This is a genomic window from Croceicoccus bisphenolivorans (assembly GCF_001634625.1).
Taxonomy (GTDB): Bacteria; Pseudomonadota; Alphaproteobacteria; order Sphingomonadales; family Sphingomonadaceae; genus Croceicoccus; species Croceicoccus bisphenolivorans.
This window is the reverse complement of the sequence record NZ_LRSE01000009.1, coordinates 131519-156203: the sequence shown is the minus strand read 5'-3', so window position 1 is coordinate 156203 and position 24685 is coordinate 131519. Positions and strand designations below refer to the sequence as shown.

Sequence of the window (24685 nt, the reverse complement as noted above, 5' to 3'; positions counted from 1 at the left end):
GGGGGGGGGGGGTTAGCCCAGATTTTCGGTAAAGAAGGCGGCGGTCCGGCTGTCTGCCAGTACGGCGCCTTCCTCGTTCCGGCGATTGCCGGTTTCGGTGGCAAAGCCGTGGCCGATCCCTTGGTAATCGTACAACGTCACCTTGGGATGATCATCGAGCCCTTCGTGCATTTTTGCCTGTGCGTCGGGCGTTACGACGTGGTCTTCAGTCGGTATGTGCAGCAGAAGCGGGTGCGCGATGGCGTGGGATTCGTTCAACATCTGGTCGATCATCACGCCGTAATAGCCGACCGATGCATCGATATCGGTGCGTGCAGCTGCCATGTAGGCAAGCCGCCCACCCAGGCAATAGCCAACGCACCCGACTTTCGCGACGCCCTGTTCGCCACGGATCCAGTGGATGGTTGCCTCTATATCCTTGATATTACGGTCGCAATCGTTCTTGCCGAAGAAATCGAAGGCGCGCTGCATATCGGCCTCGACATCGGGGTCCAGCTCTACGCGGCGTTCCATGTACCAGAACAGATCAGGCGCAACGGCGAGGTAACCGGCCTCGGCCAGCTTGTCGCATTTCCGGCGGATACCGGGGTTCACGCCGAAGATCTCTTGCATCACGATGATGGCCGCACGCGGTGTGCCGGAAGGCCGGGCGACATAGGCTCCGAACGTGTCGCTGCCATCCAGTGTCTTGATTTCGGCGTTCAGGCTCATTTCTATCTCCGGTTGCATTGCGCGTTATGAATCAGGCGTATGATGGACTTTGCAGCGCGGCTGTGACAGCTTCGCACCGGTATCACATCGGTTTCCTCTGGATGAGGGGCCGTTGCAATCAGGGAACATGCGCCGATGAAAGTCAATGTAGAGATCGAGTGCACGCCGGAAGAGGCGCGGCGCTTCATGGGGCTGCCCGATGTTTCCCGTGCAAACGACGTCTACGTCGACAGTCTGGTGCAGGCGATGAAGGGTGCAGGAAGTCTCGACCAGGTGCAGGACCTGATCAAGGGTTTCGCACCGATGGGAGAGATGGGCCTGCGCATGTTCCAGCAGATCATGGAAAGCGGGACCAAGGCCGCCTTCGGCTCCACGAACAACAAGTAGAACCCGCTTTCGCCGCCCCGCGCGACAGGCTAGTGCGCGCGGGATGAAGGGCGAAACCATCTTCGCATTGTCCAGCGGCAGTCCGCCCGCGGCCATCGCCGTCGTGCGGCTGAGCGGGCCGGCCTGTGTTTCCGCGCTGGAGCGGATTGCCGGTTCTGCGCCGGAACCGCGCATCGCCCGCCTTCGCACCTTGCGCGATCCTGCCACCGGTGATGTGCTGGATCGGGCTCTGGTCCTGTTCATGCCCGGTCCGCAAAGCGCGACGGGGGAGGATTGTGCCGAGCTGCATCTGCACGGGGGCAGGGCGGTCGTCATGGCAGTCGAGCGTACGCTTGGCGCGATCGAGAGACTGCGCAAGGCCGAGGCCGGCGAGTTCACGCGGCGGGCGTTCGCCAACGGAAGGCTGGATCTGGCTGAGGCGGAAGGGCTGGCCGATCTGCTTGCTGCGGAAACCGAACTGCAGCGCCGCAACGCGCAGGCGCTGGCAGAGGGTGCGCTTTCGCACGCGGTCAACCGTTGGTTGGAAGAATTGCTGGCCCTGGCTGCTTTCGTCGAAGCCACGCTGGATTTCGCGGACGAGGATGACGTTGCGGAATTGCCCGCAGATTTCACGGCGCGATGTGCAACACTTGCCGAAGCGATCGGCGCATGGCTGGCCGTGCCCCGTGCCGAAACCTTGCGCGACGGTTTTCGCATTGTCATTGCCGGACCGCCGAATGCAGGGAAAAGCAGTCTTTTCAATGCTTTGGTTGAATATGAGGCAGCTATTGCGACCCCGATCGCGGGAACGACGCGTGATGTCCTTTCGCGGCCCGTTGCGATTTCGGGGGTACCCTTCGTTTTCACCGATACTGCGGGTATCCGCGATGAAACCGACGATGTGATCGAACGCATCGGAATCGACCGGGCGAAGGCGGAGCTGGAGCGCGCAGACCTGATTCTGTGGCTTGGACCCGATGGTGGAGCGCCGGCGGGGGCGTGGGATATAGAGACGATGATCGATGTGGCCGAACGCTTCCCGAAAGCTGCGCCGCACTATCGTGTGTCGTCTGCGTCTGGCGAGGGGATTGGCGATCTACGGCAAGCGCTGGTGAATCATGCAAGGCAGTCGATGCCGCGCGCAGGTCAGGTGGCGGTCTCCAGGCGGCAGGCCGAATTGTTGCGAGATGCTCGAGACTCGCTCGGTGATATTGGATCGCATTCCGATCCGTTGATCGTTGCCGAACACCTCCGAATCGCGCGGACAGCATTTGATCGACTGACAGGCCGTGCAGCACCGGAGGACATGCTCGACGCGTTGTTCGGGCGGTTCTGTATCGGCAAGTGATGTTCCACGTGGAACATCTTACAGTCTTGAGCGAACATTTTGACCTCAATCCGGTGAGGCATTACAGCGCCCATCATGCGTGAATACGATGTCATCGTGGTCGGAGCCGGTCATGCCGGTTGCGAAGCTGCTGCTGCTGCTGCGCGTACTGGCGCGCGGACGGCACTCGTCACGTTCGACAAATCGCGCACCGGCGCAATGTCCTGCAATCCCGCAATCGGTGGATTGGGGAAGGGGCACCTAGTTCGTGAAGTGGATGCGTTCGATGGTTTGATCGCTCGTGCAGCTGACGCAGCGGCAATTCATTACAGGATGCTCAACCGTTCGAAGGGTAGCGCGGTTCACGGCCCTCGTGTCCAAGCGGATCGTCGACTGTTCCTTGCCGCGATTCAGGCGATGCTGGCTGCGCAGGATGGCCTTGATCAGATTGAAGGTGAAGTTGCCGCGCTGAAGCTGGCTGGCGGATGCGTGCAGGGCGTGGTCCTTGCTGACGGGGAAACGCTTCTTGCGCCTGCGGTGGTGCTGTGTACCGGCACATTCCTTGGCGGACGTCTGTTCCGGGGTGAGGAAATACTGGAGGGTGGCCGCATCGGTGAAGCCGGTGCCCATCGCCTCGCTGCACAGATGCGGGAGGCGGCTTTACCGATGCAGCGGTTGAAGACCGGCACGCCGCCACGGCTTGATGGCCGCACCATTGATTGGTGCAGGCTGGAAGAACAGCCGTCCGATCCTGACGGCTGGACGATGTCGGCGATGAACCGAAAGCGGGTCAATCCGCAGATCTTCTGTGCCATCACGCGGACCAACCCGCGCACGCACGATATTATCCGCAGCGGGCTGGACCGGTCACCGCTTTTCACGGGCGCCATCGATGCGCGTGGGCCGCGATATTGCCCGTCTATCGAAGACAAGATCCATCGCTTCGCCGATCGCGATTCCCATCAGATCTTCCTCGAACCGGAAGGGCTGGGCGATCACCTCGTCTATCCCAACGGGATCAGCACATCCTTGCCCACGGACATTCAGCTAGGCCTGCTGCGATCGATAGAGGGGCTGGAAGACGTCACCATGGCCGTGCCCGGATATGCGGTTGAATACGACCATGTCGATCCACGTGGATTGCACCGGTCGTTGGAGCTTCAGGCGATCCCCGGTCTCTACTGCGCAGGACAGATCAACGGCACGACCGGCTATGAGGAAGCAGCGGCGCAAGGGTTGATCGCAGGGCTTAACGCCGCTTGTGCAGTGACCGGCAAGGCGGCACCGGCCATCGATCGGGCGAACAGTTACATGGCAGTCATGATCGATGATCTGACGCTGCACGGTGTCAGCGAGCCCTATCGCATGCTGACCGCGCGGGCCGAGTATCGGCTGCGGTTGCGTGCCAGCAACGCGACGAGCCGTCTGACCCCGCTGGCAATCGCGACGGGTTGTGTGACACCGGAGCGTCTCCACTGGTTCGAGAAGAAGGAAGGGCGTCGTGCCGCTCTGGCTACTGAACTCGAGGCGATGTGGACGCCTGCCCAACTTCTCGAAAACGGCGCCGATGTGCGTCGGGATTTACCCGCCGCGCAATTGTCCGACTGGCTCCGCTTCGACAGCGTTGCCGCGATTTGCGGTGAACTCGTGCCCGCGCCACTGGCTGAAGAAGACCCTGATCTTTTCGAAGAGATGATCGAGGATGCCCGATACGCACCCTATCTCGCACGGCAGGACGCGGAGCTTCGCGATCTGCGGGCGAGCGAGAGTTTGGCTTTGCGCCCGGATTTTCCCTATGCGGCCATTCCGGGGCTTTCACGTGAAATGGTTGAACGACTATCGACTGCCCGACCGGACAGCCTCGCTGCTGCGGGCCGTGTGCCGGGAATAACGCCGGCTGCGCTTTCAGCGGTTCTTGTCCATGCCCGCCGTCTCGCCCAAACGGATGCCGCATGAGCCATCCGTTCGATCGCAATGACGAGCAGTGGGCGCTGGCTTGGCTCGATAACAACCTGTCTGTCACGGACGCCCAGATAGGTAATCTGCGCCTCTTACTCGAAGCGCTGACAGTCGAGAATGAACGACAAAACCTGATTGCGAAGGGTACCGTACCATTCGCATGGACCCGCCACATCGTCGACAGTGCCCAGTTGCTGACCCATGTTCCACGTGAAACATCGACCACATGGCTGGATATGGGGACGGGGGCGGGTTTTCCCGGTCTGGTCTGTGCAGCCCTCGCGCCGAATGTCAGCTTCACGCTGGTGGAGCAAAGACCGCTGCGCACGGAGTGGCTGGAACGTGCCCGCGATGTGATGCGACTCGGGAATGTTGAGATCCTGACCCAGAACGTTTCGGCGCTGACGGATCGCAATTTTGATGTAATTAGCGCCCGCGCATTCGCGCCATTGCCACGTCTCCTCAACCTATCCGCCGCCTTTTCCACAAAAGCCACCGCATGGGTCTTGCCGAAAGGGCGCTCTGCCACGCAGGAATTGCAAGAGCTGAAGGGATGGCGACATTTTTTCCACGTGGAACAGTCGGTAACGGATCCGCAATCGGGCATCATTATCGGAAACCTTCTAGGGCGCACATAGAGCGAGGTTCCAGGGCACATGATCACGATCGCAGTCGCCAACCAGAAGGGCGGAGTGGGCAAGACGACCAGCGCGGTCAATCTTGCAACGGCAATGGCTGCAATCGGATGGAGGACGCTGCTCGTCGATCTCGACCCGCAGGGCAATGCCTCCACCGGCCTTGGTATCGAGCGTGATCAGCGTGGCAAGTCGAGCTATGAGCTGCTCGTCGATGCGATCCCGCTGGACGAGTGTGTGATCCCGACCCAGATCCCCGACCTGGATATCGTGCCGGCAACGGTCGACCTTTCTGGTGCAGAAATCGAACTGGTCGAAATGCACGACCGTACCGGCCGGCTTCGCGCAGGTTTGGCCGATTCACACCACGACATCTGCTTTATCGATTGCCCGCCTTCACTCGGCCTGTTGACGTTGAACGCGCTGGCTGCCGCTGATCGCCTGCTCGTCCCCTTGCAGTGCGAGTTCTACGCGCTGGAAGGACTGAGCCAGCTTCTCAGCACGGTCGAGCAGGTGAAAGAGCGGTTCAATCCGCGGCTGGAGATCGTGGGGATTGCGCTCACCATGTTCGATCGGCGCAACCGTCTGACCGACCAGGTTTCGGATGACGTGCGCAACGTCCTTGGCCAGTTGGTCTTCGAATCGGTCGTGCCCCGCAACGTCCGCTTGTCCGAAGCGCCCAGCCACGGGATGCCCGCCATCGTGTACGACCATAATTGCACCGGCTCGCGCGCCTATATGGATCTGGCACGTGAATTGATCGGACGCCTGCCTGAAACGAGGAAAGCCGCATGACCCAGAACGCCACCGCCCGAAAGACTGACGCCAAGGCTTCGCCCAAGGGTCGTGCGGCGCTTGGCCGCGGCCTTGGCGCCTTGCTGGGCGATGCACGGCGCGAAGAACCGGTCGCGCCAACGGGTGCCTCTGTTCCCGCCCTTGCGGCGAACGGGGAAGGGCTGGCCCTGCTTTCCGTTTCCAGTATCGAGCCGCACCCGGAAAACCCGCGCATCCATTTCGAGGAAGGTGCGCTGGAGGATCTGGCAAAGTCAATCGCGGCGCGCGGCGTGATCCAGCCGGTCATCGTGCGTCCGGGTGAGGGCGGCAAGTACCAGTTGGTGGCCGGCGAGCGCCGGTGGAGGGCTGCGCAGAAGGCACAAGTCCATGAAATCCCAGCAATTGTTCGTGATCTGAACGACCGCGACGTTACCGCACTGGCCCTGATCGAGAATATCCAGCGCGAGGATCTTAATCCCGTGGAGGAAGCACGGGCCTACAACCGTCTTGCATCGCGCGACGGCATGTCGCAGGCCGATATTGCCGAACTGGTCGAGAAATCGCGCAGCCACGTCGCCAACCTGATGCGCCTGCTCAGCTTGCCCGAACCGGTGCTGACATTGGTGGAGAAGGGCGACCTGTCGATGGGCCATGCCCGCGCGCTGATCAATTGCGACGATGCGGAAGAGATCGCAAAACAGGCCGCTGGCGGGAAGCTGTCCGTTCGTGACGTGGAAAAGCGGGTGCGCAAGGCCGCTGCCAAGGATGCGCCCAAGCGCCGCGCCGCGCGTCCACCGCGCGACGGCGACAATGCCGACATCATCGCCGTGCAAAAGCACCTTGAGGATTTTCTGGGCCTGCCGGTGCAGATCAAGGTGGATGCCGATCCGACATCGGGCCAGGTGATCGTGGGTTACAAGACGCTGGACCAGCTAGACCTTGTTTGCCAGCGCCTTTCCGGCGGCGAGATCTAGAACAGTTCCGCCAGTATCCGCGCAATCGTTTCCACGCCCTCGCGGTCAATTTCGTCGAAACGGGCGGGGCTGGGGCTGTCCAGATCGATGACCGCGATGACCGCGCCGTCCTTCAGCACCGGCACGACCAGTTCCGAACGGCTGGCCGCGTCGCAGGCGATATGGCCGGGGAAAGTGTGCACGTCGTCGACCAGCATGGTGCGTGCCTCTGCCGCAGCCGTGCCGCATACGCCCTTGCCGAAGGGGATGCGGATGCAGGCGGGGCGGCCCACGAACGGGCCAAGCACCAGCTCGCCATCGATCACGCGGTAGAAACCGGCCCAGTTCAGATCCGGCAGGAATTCGCCCATCAGCGCTGCGCAGTTCGCCATGTTGGCCACTGCATCAGGTTCCCCCAGCGTGATAGCGGCCACGGCATCGGCCAGATCGCGATAGAGGGCCGGCTTGTCGTTTGGGTCTGCGGGCGTGAAATCGTACATTTCGCCGCCTTAGCGGCCCATCGCCAGATGCGCCATTGCCCGCATTGCGCGTGCCGCCTATCTAGCGGGCATGTCTTCGAAATTGCGCAACACGCTTATCGCCGTCGGGATGGTCGTCCTCATCCTTGCTGGGATCGCCATCTATTTCATTCACGGCAATCCGGCGGAAATGACGCTGGATGCGGTATCCGGCACCGATCCCGTGATTGCCGAGCCGAACTATGAAAAGGTGCCCACGGTCAAGCTGCTGGGCGCCAGCGGCTGGCCGGATGGGGCGACGCCGGTTGCGGCAGACGGGTTGCAGGTCGCCCGCTTTGCGACGGGGCTGGATCATCCGCGGGCAATGCTCACGCTGGAAAACGGCGATGTGCTGGTGGCGGAAACCAATTCCCCCCCGCGCGAAGCAAACGGCCTGACCGGAAAGATCATGGAATGGATGATGGACAAGGTGGGTGCGGGCGTCCCGTCTGCCAATCGCATCATCCTTTTGCGTGACGGGGATGGCGACGGCGTTGCCGAAACCCGCAGTGTCCTGCTTTCGGGGCTGAATTCGCCGTTCGGCATGGTGGCGCATGATGGCAAACTCTACGTCGCCAATACCGATGCGCTGGTCTCTTTCCCGTTCGAGCCGGGGCAGGTGAAGATCGAGGCGGAAGCGACGAAGCTGATGGACTTGCCAGGCGGCGGCGGTCACTGGGCGCGCAATATCGTGCTCAGCCCCGATGAAGAGCATCTCTATATCAGCGTCGGTTCGGCATCGAACATCGGCGAAAGCGGCATGGACAAGGAAGCGGGCCGCGCCGCGATCCATGAATTCGACATCGCGAGCGGCACGCACCGCCTGTACGGATCGGGCATCCGCAACCCCACCGGCCTTGCCTTCAACCCCGACAGTGGCGAGCTGTGGACCACGGTGAACGAGCGGGACATGATGGGTTCGGACGGGCCGCCCGATTACCTGACCAACGTGCCGATCGGCGTGCACTACGGCTGGCCGTGGATCTACTGGCGCTTTGAATATGACGGGCGCGTGGAAGCGCCGATGCCGCAGTACCTGCAGGAATACGTGCGGTATCCCGAATATTCGCTGGGCGCGCATGTCGCGCCGCTGGGGCTGGTATTCGCCGATGGCGGCAAGTTGGGCGAGAAATTCGCCAGTGGTGCATTCGTGGCGCGGCACGGTTCGTGGAACCGCAAGCCGGTTTCCGGTTACGATGTCGTCTTCGTCGGCTTCGACGATCGCGGCAATCCGCTGGAACAGTTGCCGGTGCCGGTGCTGACCGGTTTCCTGGACGGGAACGACGATGCGCATGGCCGCCCGACGATGCTGGCGTGGGACCAGACCGGCGCCCTGCTGGTCAGTGACGATACCGGCGGCATCATTTGGCGGGTGACTGCACCCTGATCGCTGCGGCTAGTCGAGAGAGCGACCGGCCCGGCCCGCCAGTTCCGTGATGTAGTGGCGGGCGACGCGGCCCGATCGCGCGCCGCGACGCTTCGACCACTCGAGCGCGTCGGCTTCCTCCCACTCCAGCCCGTATTGCCCGGCATAGGCGGCGATGATGGCGAGGTAATCGTCCTGGCTGCAGGCGTGGAAGCCCACCGACAGGCCGAAGCGGTCTGCCAGCGCCAGCGAATCGTCAACCGAATCGCGCGGATTGATCGGGTCATCCTGTTCCGACATATGCCGGGCAAGGATGGCGCGCCGGTTGGAGGTGACGGCAATCCGCACATTGGCGGGGCGAGGGGATACGCCCCCTTCGAGCAGAGATCGCAGGACGCGCGCTTCGCTTTCCTGCCCTGCGCCAAAACCCATATCATCGATGAACAGCAGGAAGCGCCGCTCGCAACCCCGCAGCAGCGCCATCAGCGCCGGAAGGGTAGCAAGGGCATCCCCTGCCGCCTGAACCAGTGCAATGCGGCCGGAATCACCCGCAGCGGCCACGACAGAGGCGCGGACGAGCGCCGACTTGCCCATGCCGCGTGATCCCCACAGCAACATGTCATGCGCGTCCGCGCCCGCGGCGTGGCGGGCGACATTGTCGGCCACGGTGTCGCGTTGCCGGTCGATCCCGCGCAGCAGGGAAAGGGGCGGGGCCACGATTTCGGGAATGGCGGCAAGCGATCTGCCGTCCCAGCCATAGGCGGGCGCGGCGTGAAGATCGGTGGGGGCCGAACGGGGCGGGGCAATCCGGTCCAGCGCGTCGGCGATGCGGGCAAGGGTATCGTTGCTGGTGTCGATCACGTTTTTGCCGGTCCTTCTTGCCCGAATTGCCCGCCGGCTATAGCGACAGCGCATGAACGAAGCCACCGCCCGCAACGAAGGCCCGATGCCGCGTATCGCGCAAGCTGACGAGAGCGGGCTTGCCGGTGCGGTCACCCTGTTGCGCGAAGGCGTGCCGGTGGCCCTGCCGACGGAGACCGTCTACGGCCTTGCCGCCCGTGCCGACGATGCCGGGGCCGTTGCGGCGATCTATCGCGCCAAGGGGCGGCCCGATTTCAACCCGCTAATCGTGCATGTACCGGACTATGCCGCGCTGGAACGCATTGCCGTGCCGGACGAACGCGTGCGCGCACTGGCCAATGCGTTCTGGCCGGGTGCATTGACGCTGGTGCTGCCGCTGCGCGCGGATTCGGGGCTGGCCTCTGCCGTGACGGCGGGGTTGCCGACCGTGGCGGTGCGGATGCCGGCCCATCCGGTGATGCGGGAGGTGCTGCGCCGCTGCGGATTTCCGCTGGCGGCCCCATCGGCCAATCGCAGCGGTGCGGTCAGCCCGACCAGCGCCGCGCATGTGGCAGCATCGCTTGCAGGCCGGATCGAACTGGTTCTGGATGGCGGGCATACCCAACGGGGCCTTGAATCGACCATCGTGGCGCTTCGCCCGTCAGGCTGGCAGGTGCTGCGCCCGGGGCCGGTGACGGAGGAGCAGGTTGCCGCCGTGCTTGGCCCGCCGCTTTGCGGGGACACGGACGGGATCGAGGCACCGGGACAACTGGCCAGCCACTACGCGCCGGGAAAGCCGGTTCGGTTGGACGCGGCGGATGAACGGGAAGGGGAGTTCCGTATCGGGTTCGGAAGCGATGACGGGCACTTCAACCTGTCGCCGGAGGGTGATCTGAACGCGGCTGCGTCGCGGCTTTATTCCGCGCTCCATGCCGCGGCGGCGGCACCGCAGGAACGGATCGCGGTCGTTCCCCTGCCCAGGGACGGGATCGGGGAAGCGATTGCCGACAGGCTACGTCGCGCCGCAGCCTGAACACCGCTACGATTCGACCGGAACTGTGGGCAGGATCGCCTGGATTTCGGCGTAGGTTGCCCGCGCGGCGGCGCAGGATGCCGCATCGCCATTGTCGCAACGATCGATTTCATCGCGGTAGCGGCGGTCGAGCTTGCCAAGCCGTTCCTCGCGCTTGCGGATTTCCCGCCCGCGTTTCTCGTCCGCTTCCGACTGGCTGGTCGTGGCCAGATCCACGGCCTTGCCTGTCATGCGGACGGGGGCCGTCGCGACATCCAATGCCGTCTTTGCGATGCAACCGCCAAGGGTCAAGCTGGCGGCAATAGCAAGGCAGGCGGCCGGTAATGGCAAAGTGCGTCGCATCAGTATCCTCGTCCACGTTCGATCCCGTGAACCGGATAGCACCCCGCATATGGCAGGCGGGTTAACCGGTGCGCACGAACCGCCCGTCAGCCCTCCTCGCAGACCAGTTTGCCTGAACCCATGGCTTGCACTTCGCATTTGGCACGGCCGAAGACGCGCACGGTGCCCGAACCCATGATATTGGCCTCGACCCTGCCGTCGGAACGGAATGCGCCTTCGCCCGATCCGGCGATGTTCACTTCCGCCTTGTCCGCCGTCAGGTCCTTCATCGGCGCGGAACCGCTGCCGGCGATAGACAGCTCCAGATCACCCGTCCGGCCCGCGCCGGTAAAGGAGCCGGAGCCGATGATGTTCACTTCCAGCTCTTCTGTGTCGATCGCCTTGCTGACGGCGGAACCGCTGCCGGTGACGGTGATGTCCGCCTTCTTGGCAAGCGATGCGCTCTCGACAGTGCCTGATCCTGCGATCACGATGGATTCGGGGGCAGGCATCGTGACCAGCACGATCGCCCGCTCGCCATCGGGTGCGCTCCTGCTGCGCAGGATGCCGAGCGTATCGCCATCGAGCGCGAAACGCATGGCGGCGATCATCTCGTCGGACCCTTCGATCTCTATTGCCAGCTTGTCGCCCTCGCTCAGTTTCACCGTGTCGGGGCCCATCAGGGCAATCGCGGTGGGCGCATCACCTGACATGTCGAGTTCGGAAAGCGGCACGCCTTTCTTGTCGCCGAACGAGATGTTCTCGGCATCGCAGGCCGCGACAGTACCGGCCAGCATGGCTCCGGCTGCGATCCCGATAGCCTTGGCAAGGCCGGGCAGCTTGATGTGGAACGACATGGCTTGCTCTCCAACTGTATTAACGACGTAATACAGTAATGCGCTGTGCCGGGCAAGAACCGTGCCCTATCGATCAACCGTCAAGAGCGGTCGATGAGCGGCATGTAGTGCGGGAGAGGGGGCCTGAACAAAAGAGGCCGCCGGTTTCCCGACGGCCTCTCTCGTGCGAGTCATGCCTGATTTGGGGGCTCAGGCAGTCTGCTCGTAGTACTTGGGGGCATACTCGTTCAGGATCTCGAGGATCTTGGCGAGTGCCGACGGTTCGTCCGTCTTTTCCATCGCGGCCAGTTCACGGGCGAGGCGGCTGGAAGCTGCCTCGAAGATCTGGCGTTCGGAATAGGACTGTTCCGGCTGGTCGTCGGCGCGGAACAGGTCGCGGGTCACTTCGGCGATCGACACGAGGTCGCCCGAATTGATCTTCGCTTCGTATTCCTGCGCGCGGCGCGACCACATGGTGCGCTTCACCTTCGGCTTGGACTTCAAAACGTCCATCGCCTCGCGCAGCGTCTTGTCCGAAGACAGCTTGCGCATGCCGATCGATTCGATCTTGTTCATGGGCACGCGAAGGGTCATCCGTTCTTTCTCGAAACGGAGAACGTAGAGTTCAAGCTGCATGCCGGCGATTTCCTGGCTTTGCAGCTCGATCACGCGGCCAACGCCGTGCTTGGGGTAAACGACATAGTCTCCGACGTCGAAGGCAGGAGCCTTGGCAGTCATGCATTGTCCTTTCTATGGCCGAACTTCCCCGCATGTTGCATCGCAACCGGGAGGGACCGGTCGATCTGCGCGGCAGTCATTTTCACCTGCCGAAAAGCCCGGCCGGATCCGAATTATGCCTGACGGGAAAAACGCCTTTCCTGACGCACCGAGGGCACATCACCCACCGGTTCGACAGAAGTTTTACCACAATTTGACGGAAAATGCGAATCCTTCCTGCTGCCGTTCGCAATAGGCAGGCGCAATCAAGGCACGGCGCGTCGCGCCATGCCGCGATGCAGCAAAATCATCAGCGATGATAAGGGCTTAGTCGCCTTCGCCCGGCTCTGCCGAGAAGTACTTGTCGAACTTGCCCTCTTCGCCCTTGTGCTCGTCGGCATCGGCGGGAGATTCGCGCTTCACCGTGATGTTCGGCCATTCCGCCGAATACTTGGTGTTCAGTTCCAGCCACTGTTCAAGGCCGCTTTCGGTGTCGGGCAGAATGGCTTCGGCCGGGCATTCCGGTTCGCAGACGCCGCAGTCGATGCACTCGCTGGGATTGATCACCAGCATGTTATCGCCTTCGTAGAAGCAGTCGACGGGGCAAACCTCAACGCAGTCCATGTATTTGCATTTGATGCAGGCATCGGTGACGACGTAGGTCATGGCGCGTGAACTTTCCTTCTCGTGCCGGCGCAAAAAGACCATGCGCGCCGGGCCGTGCTTTGGCGACTATGCACGCTGAATTGCTTCGTCAAGCCATGCGGGCTTAATGCGAAACACTCTCAATTTCCTCGTAGAGCCGTCGCGCCTCTTCCGCAGGGCCGCGACGGACGGGCAGGGCCAGCATTCGCACCACGCGCACGCCGTGTCCGTGCGGCATCGTCACGACATCGCCAGCGCCCACCGGCTGCGCGCAGCGCACCACGCGCCGCCCGTTCACGCGCACATGTCCTTCACCGACCAGCGCCTGTGCCGCGCCGCGTGTGGGCGTCAGGCGCAGCATCCACAAGACGCGGTCGATGCGCTGCATCGGGCGCGGACCGGCTTGCGGGCCGCTGCCCGGCTTCACCGGATCAGCTCGGCAAGACCGGCGAAGGGATTGCCCTCTGCCACGGTGGGTGCGGGTTTGCCGCGTGCGGGGTTCCGGTTTTCGGGCTTGCGCCGTTCCGCGGGTGGGCCGCTGCGCCGTGGACGCCATTGCCACAGCGGGGGTTCGGGCGGGCCGAACTGCCCCTCGGTCAGGGGGCGCGGGGCAGTCGCCGTGAAACCGGCCTGGCGCAGCAACTCGGCGAACGTCTGCGTCGACAGGCCCATGGATAGCGCCAACGTCGGATCGAGCGCGAAGCGGGGCGGCGGCGTGTCGCCGCGTTGGCGCCGGCGCGGTGCACCCCCGGCCCAGCGAGCGCGCCGCTGGTGCGCGGCGTGGAGCAGGCGCTCGGCCAGATCGATGCGCACGAATTGCTGCCCGACACGGCGGTAGAAAGCGGGAGGACGCCCCTTGGCCGGAAGGGTGGCGGAAAGCTCGCTTGCCAGCGGCTTTGCGCCCCTGTCACCAAGCCATGCAAGTGCTGCCCAGTCCGCCAGAGTTGCTGCGCGTGCCATTGCGGGCATGAAGATATCGATCGCGCCGACTTGTACGCCCAGCTTGCGCAGGCGCTGCCGCTGGGCCGGATCGAGTTCCTCGACACGCGAATCGCGCCGTGGCAGCGCGCCGCCCGCATCGTGCAGGGCGATCAGCAGGGCGCGAAGGTCGGGCCCGCCCTCGCTGTCCTGTGCCGCCTCGTCGATCCGCACCATCGGTTTCAGGCGCGCGGCGATCGTGCGGGTCAGCCATTCCTGCAGCGCCTTGCCCAGTTTTTCGCGCAATGGCGCGGGCAGCGCGGCAAGGCCGGGTTCCAGCCGGATCTGCGGGTCGAGCACCTTGCGGCCTGCCTGTAGCCGGGCGACGATGTGGCCTTGCCAGACGATCGTGTCGTCAGCCCATGTCAGCGCTTCGTCCCCCGGCTCTTCCCTTGGTCCGTTCGCATCGGCCAGCAGTGCATCGGCGCGCGCGTTCAGCAGCACCGGCAAGTGTTTCTCCGCCGCGGCAAGCAGCAGCCTTCGCGTTTCCAGCCGCGCCTGCGGATCGACATCGAAGCGGAAGCCTTCCAGCTTTCCGATCTCTTCCCCGTCGACCAGAACGGCCCCGTTTTCACCCATCGTTACCGGTAGCAATCCGGCGTCTCCCATCTTCTTCATCAGCACTGCGGTGCGCCGGTTGACGAACCGCTCGGTCAGCCGCTCGTGCAGCGCATCGGATAATTTCGCCTCCACCGCGCGGGCGCGTTCGGCCATGTCCTCCCGGTCCAGTACCCAATCGGGGCGCTGCGCGATATAGGCCCAGCTGCGGATCGCGGCGATGCGGCCCTGCAGTGTGTCGATATCGCCGCGCGCGTCATCCAGATGGGCGATCATGCCCGCGACATAGTCATGCCCCAGCCTGCCGGTGCCGGTCGAAAGATCCTGCCACAACCGCGCCACGAAACGCGCGTGGTTTTCCGCGCCAAGCGAGCGGAAATCCGGCAGCGAACAGGCATCCCAGAACCGGCCGACCATCGCCTTGCCTTTTGCCCGTTCCCGCACGTCAGGCCGTTCTGACAGGATGCGGGCGACGGCAAGATCGATGGCTTCGGGCGCAGGGGCCAGCGCGGGATCGGCGGGCGGGGCGGACAGATCGTCGATCAGCGTGTCGATGGATGTCAGCCGCGGCTCCGCATCGCGCCACATCAGTTTTTCGATCGGCGGAAAGATATGTTCCTCGATCGCGTGGATCTCGTCCTCGGAAAACTCGGCCCCTCGCTCTCCGGCAAGGGTGCCGAAGGTGCCGTCCTTCTGGTGCCGGCCGGCGCGGCCCGCGATCTGGGCCATTTCGGCGATCGTCAGGCGGCGGCGGCGCTGGCCGTCGAACTTGGCAAGGCCGGCAAAGGCGACATGCGCGACATCGAGATTGAGGCCCATGCCGATGGCATCTGTGGCCACGAGATAGTCGACCTCTCCCGACTGGAACAGTTCGACCTGGCGGTTGCGCGTCTGCGGCGACAATGCGCCCATGACGACAGCTGCGCCGCCGCGAAAGCGACGCAGCATTTCGGCCACGGCGTAGACTTCCTCTGCACTGAACGCGACGACCGCGCTGCGCGGCGGCAGGCGCGACAGTTTCAGCGATCCGGCATGGCTCAGCGTGGAAAAGCGCGGGCGGGTGACGATTTCCGCTTCCGGCACCAACGCATCGACCATCGGCGCGAGGGCGGAGGAGCCGAGGATCATCGTCTCCTCCCGCCCGCGTGCGTTCAGCAGCCTGTCCGTAAAGACGTGGCCGCGTTCGGGCGTTGCGCCCAGCTGCGCCTCGTCCACCGCGACGAAGGCGAGGTCGGCATCGCGGTCCATCGCTTCTACCGTGCACAGTTTCCAGCGCGCGTTGGGCGGATCGATCCGTTCCTCGCCGGTGATGAGAGCCACGTTATCGGCCCCCTTTATGGCGACGACGCGGTCATAGATCTCTCGCGCCAGCAGACGCAGGGGAAAGCCGATCTGGCCGCTGGAATGCGCGCACAGCCGCTCGACCGCGAGGTGGGTCTTGCCGGTATTGGTGGGGCCTAGCACGGCCTTCACGATACTGCCGTGTGATGCAGCGCGGGGCATGATGCCTTCCAATCTGGCAGCGGCCATGCCCTGCCGCAAGATGCGCGCACGGCGTCATCAACGGACGAACGGGCATTTGACGGTGCGGTTCGTCGCATCCTTGCGGCATCTCGTCGCGGCGGTCTGTGGAAGCAGCACTTTGGCAACTTTGCGGAAAGCATGATTTGGGCCATCGAACCCGCCATGCTGCGTGCAACGGATCGGCGGGCGGCAACGGATACCAGTGTGAAGGAGCCTGCGGTGGACGCACCGCGCATGACCACACTCGACAAGGTCGGGGCGAAAGACGGGGACGTTGCGCAGACCGCAGAGGTCGAGCGCCGCGATTTCGCGACCGTGCTGCGCCAGTTCGGGCTGAAGAAGGGCGAGGACGAGCCCTGGGTTTCCGATCTTGCCGACGGCATCGGTTCGCCGCGCTGGTATCGCAGCCTTGCCTTCATGCTGGTGCTGATCGCCATTGCGCTTGCGCTCTGGCCCGATTTCAACGCGGTGCAGGCCGCGCCCGACATTCGGCTGACGGATGACGAACGCGAGGAATACCGCGCGCAGATGATCACCCCGCTGGCGCTGGGTGCCGACACCGGCAAGCGCATGGGGCCTTCGCGGCTGGTCGTCCCGCTGGCAAGTGCGCCGGAACGCCCCGTCATCGAACTGACCGCGACGATGGGCCGCGATGGATCGCTGGAAAACATGCTGCGCCGCGCCGGCGTGGGTTCTGGCGATGCGGAGCAGACTCAGGCGCTGATCAACGAGGCTTATCCCGTTGGCGATATCGAGCCGGGCACCGGATTCCAGATGCGCCTTGGCCGCCGCGAAAGCCCGAGCCAGCCGCGACCGCTGGAAAACCTGACCTTCCGCGCGCGGTTCGACCTGCAATTGACGGTGGACCGGGCTGGCGGGCCGCTCGCGCTGGAAAAGCGGGTCATCCGCGTGGACGATACGCCGCTGCGCATTACCGGCAAGGTGGGATCGGGCCTCTACCGCTCCGCCCGCGCGGCTGGCGTGCCCGCACGATCCGTGCAGCAATACCTGAAGGCGCTGGACGAAGCGATCGACCTTGACCGCGATGTGGGGGCCGGCGACGATTTCGACGTCATAATCGCCTACAAGCGGGCCGAGACCGGCGAGGTAGAGGTGGGCGACGTGCTCTATGCCGGGCTGTCGCGGCGCGGCACGCCGCGGGCGCAGATGCTGCGCTGGGGCAAGGACAAGAAGTTCTATGACGCGAACGGCGCGGGCGAGATGCGTTCGGGCCTCGTCGCGCCGACGAACGGTTCGATTACATCGCGCTATGGCATGCGGCGTCACCCGATCCTGGGGTACAAGCGGATGCATGCGGGCGTCGATTTCCGCGCGCGAACCGGCCAGCCGATCTATGCGGTGACGGACGGCACGGTGAACTATGCCTCCCGCAAGGGCGGGTTCGGCAACTTCGTCAGGATCAACCACGGCGGCGGCCTGCAATCGGGCTATGCCCACTTGTCGCGCTTTGCCGTGTCCAGCGGGCAGCGGGTGAAGCGCGGGCAGGTCATCGGCTATGCCGGATCGACCGGCCTGTCGACCGGCCCGCACCTGCACTACGAGCTTTATCGCGGCGGCAAGACGATCGATCCGTTGTCGGTGCAATTCGTGGTTCGCGCGCAATTGTCGGCGGACGAGCTGCGCCAGTTCCGCGCGCAACTTCTCGAATTGAAGAAGGTGAAGCCGGGTGCAGCGCTGGAACCGATGACGCAGACCGCCGCAGAGCCGGAAGAACCGCAGCGCGAGATCGACCGCCTGTCGAATGCGCCCGCCTGACGCGAACGGCGGGCACAGCCCTCTTCCCTAGGCGCGGCAAAACGGGCACTAGGCTGCGCATCATGAGCCAGTATCCGCACCTCCGCCTTCGCCGTACCCGTGCCACTTCGTGGAGCCGCGCGATGCACCGCGAAACGGTGCTGACCCCTGCCGACCTGATCTGGCCGCTGTTCGTCACATCGGGGCAAGGGGTGGAAGAACCGATCTCCTCTTTGCCCGGAGTGTCGCGCTGGTCGCTGGACGGGATCGCGGCGCGCGCGAAAGAGGCCGTGGCGCTGGGCATTCCTTGCGTCGCGCTGTTCCCGAACACACCGCCGAACTTGCGCGACGATACCGGAAGCGAGGCGCACAATCCGCAGAACCTGATGTGCAATGCCATCCGCGCGATCAAGGACGCGGTGGGCGACGATCTGGGGGTGCTGACCGATGTCGCGCTCGATCCCTATACCAGCCACGGGCAGGACGGGCTGATCGACGATAACGGCTATGTCGCGAACGACGCGACCGTCGAAGCGCTTGTGTCGCAGGCGCTGGTGCAGGCCGCGGCGGGCGCGGACATTGTCGCGCCTTCGGACATGATGGACGGCCGCATCGGCGCGGTGCGCGAAGCGCTGGAGGACGAGGGCCACCACAACGTCCAGATCATGGCCTATGCCGCCAAGTATGCCAGTGCGTTTTACGGCCCGTTTCGCGATGCCGTGGGTTCGCGCGGGCTGCTGAAGGGCGACAAGAAAACCTACCAGATGGACCCGGCGAACGGCGCCGAGGCACTGCGCGAAGTGGAGCTGGATCTGATCGAGGGTGCGGACAGCGTCATGGTGAAGCCGGGTCTGCCCTATCTCGACATCGTGCGCCGCGTGCACGAGGAATTTGCCGTACCGGTCTTCGCCTATCAGGTCAGCGGCGAATACGCGATGATCGAAGCCGCCGCCGCTGCCGGTGCGGGAGAGCGTGAGGCGCTGGTCATGGAAACGCTGATGTCGTTCAAGCGTGCGGGCACGAGCGGGGTGCTGACCTATCACGCGCCGCTGGCCGCGCGATTGCTGAATGGCTGAGATTGCTTTCCAAACGGAGCGGTTGATTTTGCACGATTGGCGCGACGAGGATTTCGCGCCGTTCATCGCACACACCAACACGCCTGCCGTTATGCAATGGCTGGGCGGCGTGATGGATGACGAAACCTGCGGCAAGATGGCCGACAAGCTGCGCGGTTGGAGCGAGGGGTACGGCCACACCTTCTGGGCCGTGGAGCGCAAGGACGACGGCGGGCACCTGGCCGGCGAAATCCTCGGCTTCTGCGGCTTGAAGCGGGCCGACCTGCCGAATGGTCCGCAAGGCGATTTCGAGATCGGCTGGCGCCTGCGTGAAGACGCCTGGGGCAAGGGCTATGCCCGCGAAGCCGCCGAGGCGAGCCTTGCCGCCGCTTTCGCCACATACGAAGCCCCGCATGTCGTGGCACTGACGGTCATCGAAAACACGGCCAGTTGGGGACTGATGGAACGGCTGGGCATGAAACGCCGCGCCGACCTCGATTTCGTGCTGGAACCGAACGAACGTTTCGGGCGCGAACGGATCATCGTGTACACGATCACGCGAGAAGACTGGGAACGACAGGCATGAACGACATCACCATCGCCGCAATCCACGGCAAGCGCCCGAAGATCCACGACAGCGCCTTCATCGCGCCGGGCTGCCGCATCATCGGCGATGTGGAGATCGGACCGGATGTCAGCATCTGGTACAACTGCGTGATCCGCGGCGACGTGAACCGCATCGTCATCGGGGCGCGCACCAACATACAGGATGGCAGCGTCGTCCATTGCGACAGCCCGACCGACAACCGGCCCGAAGGCTGGCCGACGATTATCGGAGAGGACGTGCTGATCGGCCATCTTGCCATGGTTCACGGCTGCACCCTGTTCGACCGTGCCTTCGTCGGCTTGGGTGCCATCGTGATGAGCGGGGCCACGATCGAAAGCGACGGGATGCTGGCGGCGGGCGCGATGCTGACCGGCGGCAAGACCATCGGTGCACGCGAACTGTGGTCGGGCCGTCCGGCGAAATTCATGCGTCACCTGAACGACGCGCAATGCGCCGACATGCAGCGCGGCGTGGCCCACTATGTCGAGAATGGTCAACATCACAAGGCGGCACTGGCCGACTGAAACAGGCGATGGCCAAGCCGCGCGCAAGTCTGCCCGATGCCGATGCCCTGCGTGCGCTGATCGACGGGGAGGGGCTGCTGTTCCTGCGCGCCACGCCCAATGCGAAGGGTGATGCGCTGGCGATAGAGGACGGCAAGCTGCGCGTTCGCGTGACCGCCGTGCCGGAGGATGGGAAGGCGAACAAGGCAGTCATCCGCCTGGTCGCAAAGGGGCTGGGCATCGCGCCCGCGCGCATCGAACTGGTGCGCGGGGCAACCGCGCGGGAAAAGGTGCTGCGGATTACCGGCTAGTTGTGGTGCTAGGCGTCTTGTGCGTTCCGCGCCATGCCACGCGCCATCATCGACAGGCGTTCGGACAGTTGTCCGGCAAGGGCACGATCATCGATGTCGGCATCGGCAATCGCCCGCTCCATCGCCTCTGCCCACTGGCCGCCGGTTTCCGCATCGATCGGGAATCCGCCGTGGATGGAAAACATGCAGCGGCCGGGATTGGCTTCGAACCATTCGCGCGGGCCGCCGGCCCAGCCGCCCAGAAAGCTGGCCAGCGCATCGCGCATCGGGGCAAGATCGGTGCCATGCATGTCGCGCAGGCGGGCATAGGCGGGGTCGCTGTCCATCAGGTCGTAGAACCTGTCGACGATGGTGCGAAACGCGGGCGCGCCGCCCAGCGCATCATACGGCGTGCGGGCCTCCGGTTTCGTTTCGTCTGTCGCCATCGCCGGCCTGCCTCTCGCCATTCCTGTCAGATTACCGAGCCTGCCGTTTGCCCCGCTTGTCCACGACATGTCCTTGATCCCGGTCAATATCTTGCAGGCAGGCCTTGAACCTGCGCCCTTTACCGTGAAGGCAGGCAAACATCCTTACGGAACAAAGGGTCGCAAACCTTGTCCATACTCGTCGTCGCCGGCACCCGGCCGGAGATCATCAAGCTCGTCCCCGTGGTGCAGGCCTTGCGTGACGAGGCGTCGATGTCGGTGCGGCTGTGTCATAGTGGCCAGCACCCCGATCTCGGCCGCGAATTTCTCGATGCCGCGCGGATCGATCCGGCAGAGCGGCTGGACCGCCCCGCCGCGACCGGCGTTGCCAAGCTGCTGGCGGGCATGGTCACCACCATCGGCGCGGCGATTGACAGGCAGGGGCCTGACGCGGTTGTCGTACAGGGCGACACGGCAACCACGCTTGCCGCCGCGCTTGCCGCATTCCACCGGCAGATCCCCGTCGCCCATGTCGAGGCGGGGCTGCGATCGGGCGACATGGCGCGCCCATTCCCCGAAGAAGGCTATCGCCGCATGGTCACCCAGATCGCGCGCTGGCACTTTGCGCCCACGCGCCGCGCCGAAACCGCCTTGCAGGCCGAAGGAATCGATCCCGCCCGGATCGACATGGTGGGCAATACCGTGGTTGACGCCCTGCACTGGGCAAAGCTGTTGCTGGACGGCAATCCGGCATTGGGCGGCGCCGCAATCCCGTTGATAGAGGAGTCGAAGGGCAAGCCGCTGGTGCTGGCCACGATCCACCGCCGCGAAACGGGGCCGGATGCCATGCGGGCCATCGCGTCGGGCCTGCTGTCGCTGGTGGAGAGCGAGGGCGTGCATCTCGTCCTGCCGCTGCATCCGCGCGCAGAGAGCGAGATGCTGCGGCAGCGGCTCGACAATCTGCCGCGCATATCGCTGGTGCCCGCGCTCGACTATTTCTCTTTCCTGCGGCTGATGCAGGCGGCGCGGCTGGTGATTTCCGACAGTGGCGGCGTTCAGGAAGAGGCGGCGGCGAAGGGCCGCCCGGTTCTCGTCCTGCGCGAAACGACGGAGCGGCCGGAGGCGGTGGAGGCAGGGGTCGCGCGGATCATCGGGTACGATCCGCAGATGCTGCTCACCGCCGCCCGCTATGCCTTGGCGCGGCCTGCCCCGCAGGTAAGCGATGTGTTCGGAGACGGCCGCGCCGGTGCACGAATCGCCCGCGTGCTGGCCCGCGATCTGCGGCGCTAATCGCGCACGAGTGCTTTCAGCGCATCGATCCGGTCCGCCTCGTGCGCGGGCTTGTCCTGCCGGATGCGGTTGATGCGCGGAAAACGCATGGCAAGGCCGGACTTGTGGCGCTTGCTTTCGTGGACGGAATCGAACGCGACTTCCAGCACCAGCGACTTGTCGGTCTCTCGCACCGGTCCGAAGCGGTTCACGGTGTTCTGCCGCACATGCCGGTCCAGCCATTTGAGTTCGTCATCGGTAAATCCGAAATAGGCCTTGCCGACCGGCAGCAATTCCGCGCCCGCATCGGGATCACCGTCCCAGCAGCCGAAGGTGAAGTCGGAATAGAAGCTGGACCGCTTGCCGCTGCCGCGCTGCGCATACATCAGCACGCAGTCGATCAGCAGCGGATCGCGCTTCCACTTGTACCACAGGCCCACCTTGCGTCCCGCGATATAGGGGGCATCGCGCCGCTTCAGCATCACGCCCTCGATCGCATCGTCGCGTGCGCCTTCGCGGATGGCGGCAAGGTCCGCGAAGTTGTCGGCCTCTATCAGGCGGGACAGGTCGAAGCGTTCGGGATCGAGGCGGTCCATCAGCAGTTCGAGATGTTCGCGACGCTGCGCCCAGCCCAGTTCGCGCAAGTCCTCGCCATCGCGGAGAAGCACGTCATAGAGCCGGACGAAGGCCGGTGCCTCGCGCAGCATCTTCTTCGACACGGTCTTGCGGCCGAGCCGCTGCTGCAGGGCGTTGAAACTGGCCGCGCCGCCCTGTTCACCGCCCTGATGCGTGCCGCGCACGAGCAGTTCGCCATCCAGCACGGCGGGAAAGTCCAGCGCCTCTGCCATTTCGGGGAAAGTGGCGGAAATGTCGTCCCCGCTGCGCGAATAGACGCGGGTTTCGCCGTTCACGTGGACGAGCTGCACGCGGATGCCGTCCCACTTCCACTCCGCCGCATAGTCGTCCATCGAAACGACGGTATCCTCCAGCGGATGGGCGAGCATGAAGGGGCGGAACAGCGGGACCAGATCGGTGCGCGGCGGGTCCGCGCCGTCCGCAGCCCATGCGAACAACGTGGGGTAGGGCGGATCGACGCCGTGCCAGTATTCCTCCACCGCATCGACCGGCACATCGAACGCCTGCGCAAAGGCGACGCGGGCAAGACGCGCCGAAACCCCGATCCGCATCGCGCCGGTCGCGAACTTCAGCAGGGCATAGCGCCCGTTGGCGTCCAGCCGGTCGAGCAGCTTCGGCAGTTCCGTCATCACCGAACCGCGCGTCATCGCGCGCAGCAGGTCGACGACTTCCGACAGGCCGGGCTCGTCCGTCGGCGTCTCACCTTCGGGCGCGGGCCAAAGCAGGCTGGCGGTTTCCGCCGTATCGCCCACGTAATCGCGCGACAGGGTGTAGAGCACCGGATCGACCCGCTCTGTCAGCAGGTTGCGGATCGTGCCCGACTTCACGGCGGGAAAATCGAGCGCGCCGGTCAGCGCCGCCAGTGCCCAGCCCCTGTCCGGATCTGGCGTGGTGCGCAAGTATTCGGCGATGAGGTCCAGCTTGGCATTGCGGCTGCGCGTATAGGTCAGCCGGTCGACGAGAGTGGCGAAGGCGCGCATCAGTCGTCCTCATCCTCGTACCCGACCATGGCGAGCGCGCGGGCACGGCGCTGGTTCAGCTGGCACCAGCGCAGCAGCGCTTCCTCGCGCCCATGCGTCACCCAGGTTTCCGCCGGATCGACGTCGCGGATGGTCTGCGTCAGTTCGTCCCAGTCGCAATGGTCCGAAATCACGAGCGGCAGTTCGACATTGCGCTGCCGCGCCCGCTGACGCACGCGCATCCAGCCCGATGCCATGGCCGTCACCGGATCGGGCAGCCGCCTGCTCCACCTGTCATTCAGGGCCGACGGCGGGCAGAGCACGATCTGGCCTTTCAGTTCGTCCTTCCCAATGCCGGTCGCACTGCGCAATGCGCCCAGCGGCACGCCCAGCTCTTCATAAAGCCCGCACATCTTTTCCAGCGCGCCGTGCAGGTAGATCGGTTCGTGATAACCCGCCCGCCGCAACTCGCAGATCACCCGCTGCGCCTTGCCCAGGGCATAGGCACCAACCGCCACGCAGCCATCGGGCCGTTGTTCACGCGCATAGAGCAGTTTCCGCATCTCGCCCGCGATCGGCGGGTGCCTGAAGACGGGCAGCCCGAACGTCGCCTCGGTAATGAACACATCGCAGGGCACCACCTCGAACGGCTCGCAAGTCGGATCGGGCCGCCGCTTGTAGTCGCCGGTCACCACCACTCGTTCGCCGCCGTGCTCCAGCAGGATCTGCGCGCTGCCCAGAACGTGGCCCGCCGGAAAATATGTCGCGGTCACGCCGCCGCCAAGCTCCACCGGTTCGCGCAGCGGCACCGCGATTTCATCCCCGGCGGCGCCATAGCGCAAGTTCATGATCGCCAGCGTTTCCCGAGTCGCGAAAACCCGCGCATGGCCGCCGCGTGCGTGATCGGCATGCCCATGCGTGACCAGCGCGGTCTCCACCGGTTTCGAAGGGTCGATCCACGCATTGCAGGGCGCCACGAAAATGCCGTGCGGATCGGGGCTTAGCCAGGAAAAGTCGGGAAGCGCGCGCGTGTTCATGGCATCAGCCAAACCCGCAGGTACAAAGGTTCGTTCCTTCGCGCCCTAACCACTTGCCAGACCGGCGGGGCGGGCGCATAGTTTTGCA

27 protein-coding genes are annotated in these 24685 nt (G+C 64.5%); 15 read left to right on the top strand and 12 right to left on the bottom strand.

Annotation, left to right across the window (positions count from 1 at the left end; all coding sequences use genetic code 11):
* Window positions 1–12: 12 nt before the first annotated feature.
* Window positions 13–711, bottom strand: a complete 699-nt coding sequence (locus A7A77_RS11605; protein WP_066558066.1) for a dienelactone hydrolase family protein — start codon at window positions 709–711, stop codon at window positions 13–15.
* Between the two features lie 135 nt (window positions 712–846).
* Here A7A77_RS11605 and A7A77_RS11600 point away from each other — a divergent pair, with 135 nt between their 5' ends.
* From A7A77_RS11600 to A7A77_RS11575, 6 genes are all read left to right on the top strand, one after another.
* A complete protein-coding gene (locus A7A77_RS11600; protein WP_066558063.1) occupies window positions 847–1098 on the top strand; it encodes a DUF6489 family protein in 252 nt (83 codons plus the stop codon).
* A 43-nt stretch (window positions 1099–1141) separates the two neighbouring features.
* The gene (gene mnmE / locus A7A77_RS11595; RefSeq protein ID WP_066558060.1) at window positions 1142–2425 is read left to right on the top strand and encodes a tRNA uridine-5-carboxymethylaminomethyl(34) synthesis GTPase MnmE; all 1284 of its coding nucleotides are present in this window, start codon (window positions 1142–1144) and stop codon (window positions 2423–2425) included.
* Between the two features lie 75 nt (window positions 2426–2500).
* The gene (mnmG, locus tag A7A77_RS11590) at window positions 2501–4360 is read left to right on the top strand and encodes a tRNA uridine-5-carboxymethylaminomethyl(34) synthesis enzyme MnmG (RefSeq protein ID WP_066558052.1); all 1860 of its coding nucleotides are present in this window, start codon (window positions 2501–2503) and stop codon (window positions 4358–4360) included.
* Window positions 4357–5001 (top strand): 16S rRNA (guanine(527)-N(7))-methyltransferase RsmG, encoded by a 645-nt coding sequence (gene rsmG, locus A7A77_RS11585; RefSeq protein ID WP_082836079.1) that lies wholly within the window; start codon window positions 4357–4359, stop codon window positions 4999–5001. Before mnmG ends, rsmG begins: the two co-directional genes overlap by 4 nt.
* A gap of 18 nt (window positions 5002–5019) precedes the next feature.
* The gene (locus A7A77_RS11580; RefSeq protein WP_066558050.1) at window positions 5020–5793 is read left to right on the top strand and encodes a ParA family protein; all 774 of its coding nucleotides are present in this window, start codon (window positions 5020–5022) and stop codon (window positions 5791–5793) included.
* Window positions 5790–6746 carry a ParB/RepB/Spo0J family partition protein gene (locus A7A77_RS11575; RefSeq protein WP_066558044.1) on the top strand — a complete coding sequence of 319 codons (957 nt, stop codon included), beginning with the start codon at window positions 5790–5792 and terminating at the stop codon, window positions 6744–6746. Before A7A77_RS11580 ends, A7A77_RS11575 begins: the two co-directional genes overlap by 4 nt.
* Here A7A77_RS11575 and A7A77_RS11570 read toward each other — a convergent pair.
* Complete coding sequence (locus A7A77_RS11570; RefSeq protein ID WP_066558041.1) at window positions 6743–7225, bottom strand: GAF domain-containing protein; 483 nt, start codon at window positions 7223–7225, stop codon at window positions 6743–6745. The genes A7A77_RS11575 and A7A77_RS11570 overlap by 4 nt on opposite strands.
* Before the next feature lie 70 nt (window positions 7226–7295).
* On the opposite strand from A7A77_RS11570, the gene A7A77_RS11565 reads away from it, so the two are divergent.
* A complete protein-coding gene (locus A7A77_RS11565; protein ID WP_066558038.1) occupies window positions 7296–8630 on the top strand; it encodes a PQQ-dependent sugar dehydrogenase in 1335 nt (444 codons plus the stop codon).
* Window positions 8631–8639: 9 nt separating this feature from the next.
* Here A7A77_RS11565 and A7A77_RS11560 read toward each other — a convergent pair whose 3' ends face one another.
* Window positions 8640–9467 (bottom strand): ATP-binding protein, encoded by an 828-nt coding sequence (locus tag A7A77_RS11560; RefSeq protein ID WP_066558147.1) that lies wholly within the window; start codon window positions 9465–9467, stop codon window positions 8640–8642.
* A gap of 55 nt (window positions 9468–9522) precedes the next feature.
* On the opposite strand from A7A77_RS11560, the gene A7A77_RS11555 reads away from it, so the two are divergent.
* A complete protein-coding gene (locus tag A7A77_RS11555) occupies window positions 9523–10482 on the top strand; it encodes an L-threonylcarbamoyladenylate synthase (protein WP_066558036.1) in 960 nt (319 codons plus the stop codon).
* Window positions 10483–10488: 6 nt separating this feature from the next.
* On the opposite strand, the gene A7A77_RS11550 is transcribed toward A7A77_RS11555, so the two are convergent.
* The 3 genes from A7A77_RS11550 to A7A77_RS11540 all read right to left on the bottom strand — a co-directional run bounded on the left by A7A77_RS11550 (window position 10489) and on the right by A7A77_RS11540 (window position 12377).
* Window positions 10489–10824, bottom strand: a complete 336-nt coding sequence (locus tag A7A77_RS11550; RefSeq protein WP_066558034.1) for a hypothetical protein — start codon at window positions 10822–10824, stop codon at window positions 10489–10491.
* A gap of 86 nt (window positions 10825–10910) precedes the next feature.
* Window positions 10911–11660 (bottom strand): head GIN domain-containing protein, encoded by a 750-nt coding sequence (locus A7A77_RS11545; RefSeq protein ID WP_082836078.1) that lies wholly within the window; start codon window positions 11658–11660, stop codon window positions 10911–10913.
* A gap of 189 nt (window positions 11661–11849) precedes the next feature.
* Window positions 11850–12377 carry a CarD family transcriptional regulator gene (locus tag A7A77_RS11540; protein WP_066558028.1) on the bottom strand — a complete coding sequence of 176 codons (528 nt, stop codon included), beginning with the start codon at window positions 12375–12377 and terminating at the stop codon, window positions 11850–11852.
* Window positions 12378–12391: 14 nt separating this feature from the next.
* Between A7A77_RS11540 and A7A77_RS17910 the strand changes: the two genes are divergently transcribed.
* Window positions 12392–12574: a hypothetical protein gene (locus tag A7A77_RS17910; RefSeq protein WP_156500535.1), complete on the top strand. Its 183-nt coding sequence runs from the start codon at window positions 12392–12394 to the stop codon at window positions 12572–12574.
* Window positions 12575–12683: 109 nt separating this feature from the next.
* Here A7A77_RS17910 and fdxA read toward each other — a convergent pair whose 3' ends face one another.
* From fdxA to A7A77_RS11525, 3 genes are all read right to left on the bottom strand, one after another.
* Window positions 12684–13022: a ferredoxin FdxA gene (fdxA, locus tag A7A77_RS11535; RefSeq protein WP_066558141.1), complete on the bottom strand. Its 339-nt coding sequence runs from the start codon at window positions 13020–13022 to the stop codon at window positions 12684–12686.
* A gap of 103 nt (window positions 13023–13125) precedes the next feature.
* Complete coding sequence (locus A7A77_RS11530; protein WP_425388568.1) at window positions 13126–13428, bottom strand: S4 domain-containing protein; 303 nt, start codon at window positions 13426–13428, stop codon at window positions 13126–13128.
* Window positions 13425–16040: a helicase-related protein gene (locus tag A7A77_RS11525; RefSeq protein ID WP_156500537.1), complete on the bottom strand. Its 2616-nt coding sequence runs from the start codon at window positions 16038–16040 to the stop codon at window positions 13425–13427. Before A7A77_RS11525 ends, A7A77_RS11530 begins: the two co-directional genes overlap by 4 nt.
* 183 nt (window positions 16041–16223) lie before the next feature.
* On the opposite strand from A7A77_RS11525, the gene A7A77_RS11520 reads away from it, so the two are divergent.
* The 5 genes from A7A77_RS11520 to A7A77_RS11500 all read left to right on the top strand — a co-directional run bounded on the left by A7A77_RS11520 (window position 16224) and on the right by A7A77_RS11500 (window position 20292).
* On the top strand, window positions 16224–17837 hold the full coding sequence (locus A7A77_RS11520) for a M23 family metallopeptidase (RefSeq protein WP_172799896.1): 1614 nt from the start codon (window positions 16224–16226) through the stop codon (window positions 17835–17837).
* A gap of 62 nt (window positions 17838–17899) precedes the next feature.
* Window positions 17900–18892 (top strand): porphobilinogen synthase, encoded by a 993-nt coding sequence (gene hemB, locus A7A77_RS11515; RefSeq protein WP_172799895.1) that lies wholly within the window; start codon window positions 17900–17902, stop codon window positions 18890–18892.
* A 28-nt stretch (window positions 18893–18920) separates the two neighbouring features.
* Window positions 18921–19457, top strand: coding sequence for a GNAT family N-acetyltransferase (locus tag A7A77_RS11510; protein ID WP_342668664.1), 537 nt, complete (start codon window positions 18921–18923; stop codon window positions 19455–19457).
* A complete protein-coding gene (locus tag A7A77_RS11505; protein ID WP_066558014.1) occupies window positions 19454–20002 on the top strand; it encodes a gamma carbonic anhydrase family protein in 549 nt (182 codons plus the stop codon). Before A7A77_RS11510 ends, A7A77_RS11505 begins: the two co-directional genes overlap by 4 nt.
* An 8-nt stretch (window positions 20003–20010) precedes the next feature.
* Entirely contained in the window at window positions 20011–20292 is a 282-nt protein-coding gene (locus tag A7A77_RS11500) for a DUF167 domain-containing protein (RefSeq protein ID WP_066558011.1), read from the top strand.
* 8 nt (window positions 20293–20300) lie between these two features.
* Here A7A77_RS11500 and A7A77_RS11495 read toward each other — a convergent pair whose 3' ends face one another.
* Window positions 20301–20717, bottom strand: a complete 417-nt coding sequence (locus A7A77_RS11495; protein WP_066558008.1) for a group II truncated hemoglobin — start codon at window positions 20715–20717, stop codon at window positions 20301–20303.
* A 168-nt stretch (window positions 20718–20885) separates the two neighbouring features.
* Here A7A77_RS11495 and wecB point away from each other — a divergent pair, with 168 nt between their 5' ends.
* Window positions 20886–21986, top strand: coding sequence for a non-hydrolyzing UDP-N-acetylglucosamine 2-epimerase (wecB, locus tag A7A77_RS11490; RefSeq protein WP_066558006.1), 1101 nt, complete (start codon window positions 20886–20888; stop codon window positions 21984–21986).
* Here wecB and A7A77_RS11485 read toward each other — a convergent pair.
* Window positions 21983–23581: a cisplatin damage response ATP-dependent DNA ligase gene (locus A7A77_RS11485; protein ID WP_066558004.1), complete on the bottom strand. Its 1599-nt coding sequence runs from the start codon at window positions 23579–23581 to the stop codon at window positions 21983–21985. The two genes, wecB and A7A77_RS11485, sit on opposite strands and share 4 nt — an antisense overlap.
* Window positions 23581–24597, bottom strand: a complete 1017-nt coding sequence (locus A7A77_RS11480) for a ligase-associated DNA damage response exonuclease (RefSeq protein ID WP_066558001.1) — start codon at window positions 24595–24597, stop codon at window positions 23581–23583. Before A7A77_RS11480 ends, A7A77_RS11485 begins: the two co-directional genes overlap by 1 nt.
* Window positions 24598–24685: the final 88 nt, after the last annotated feature.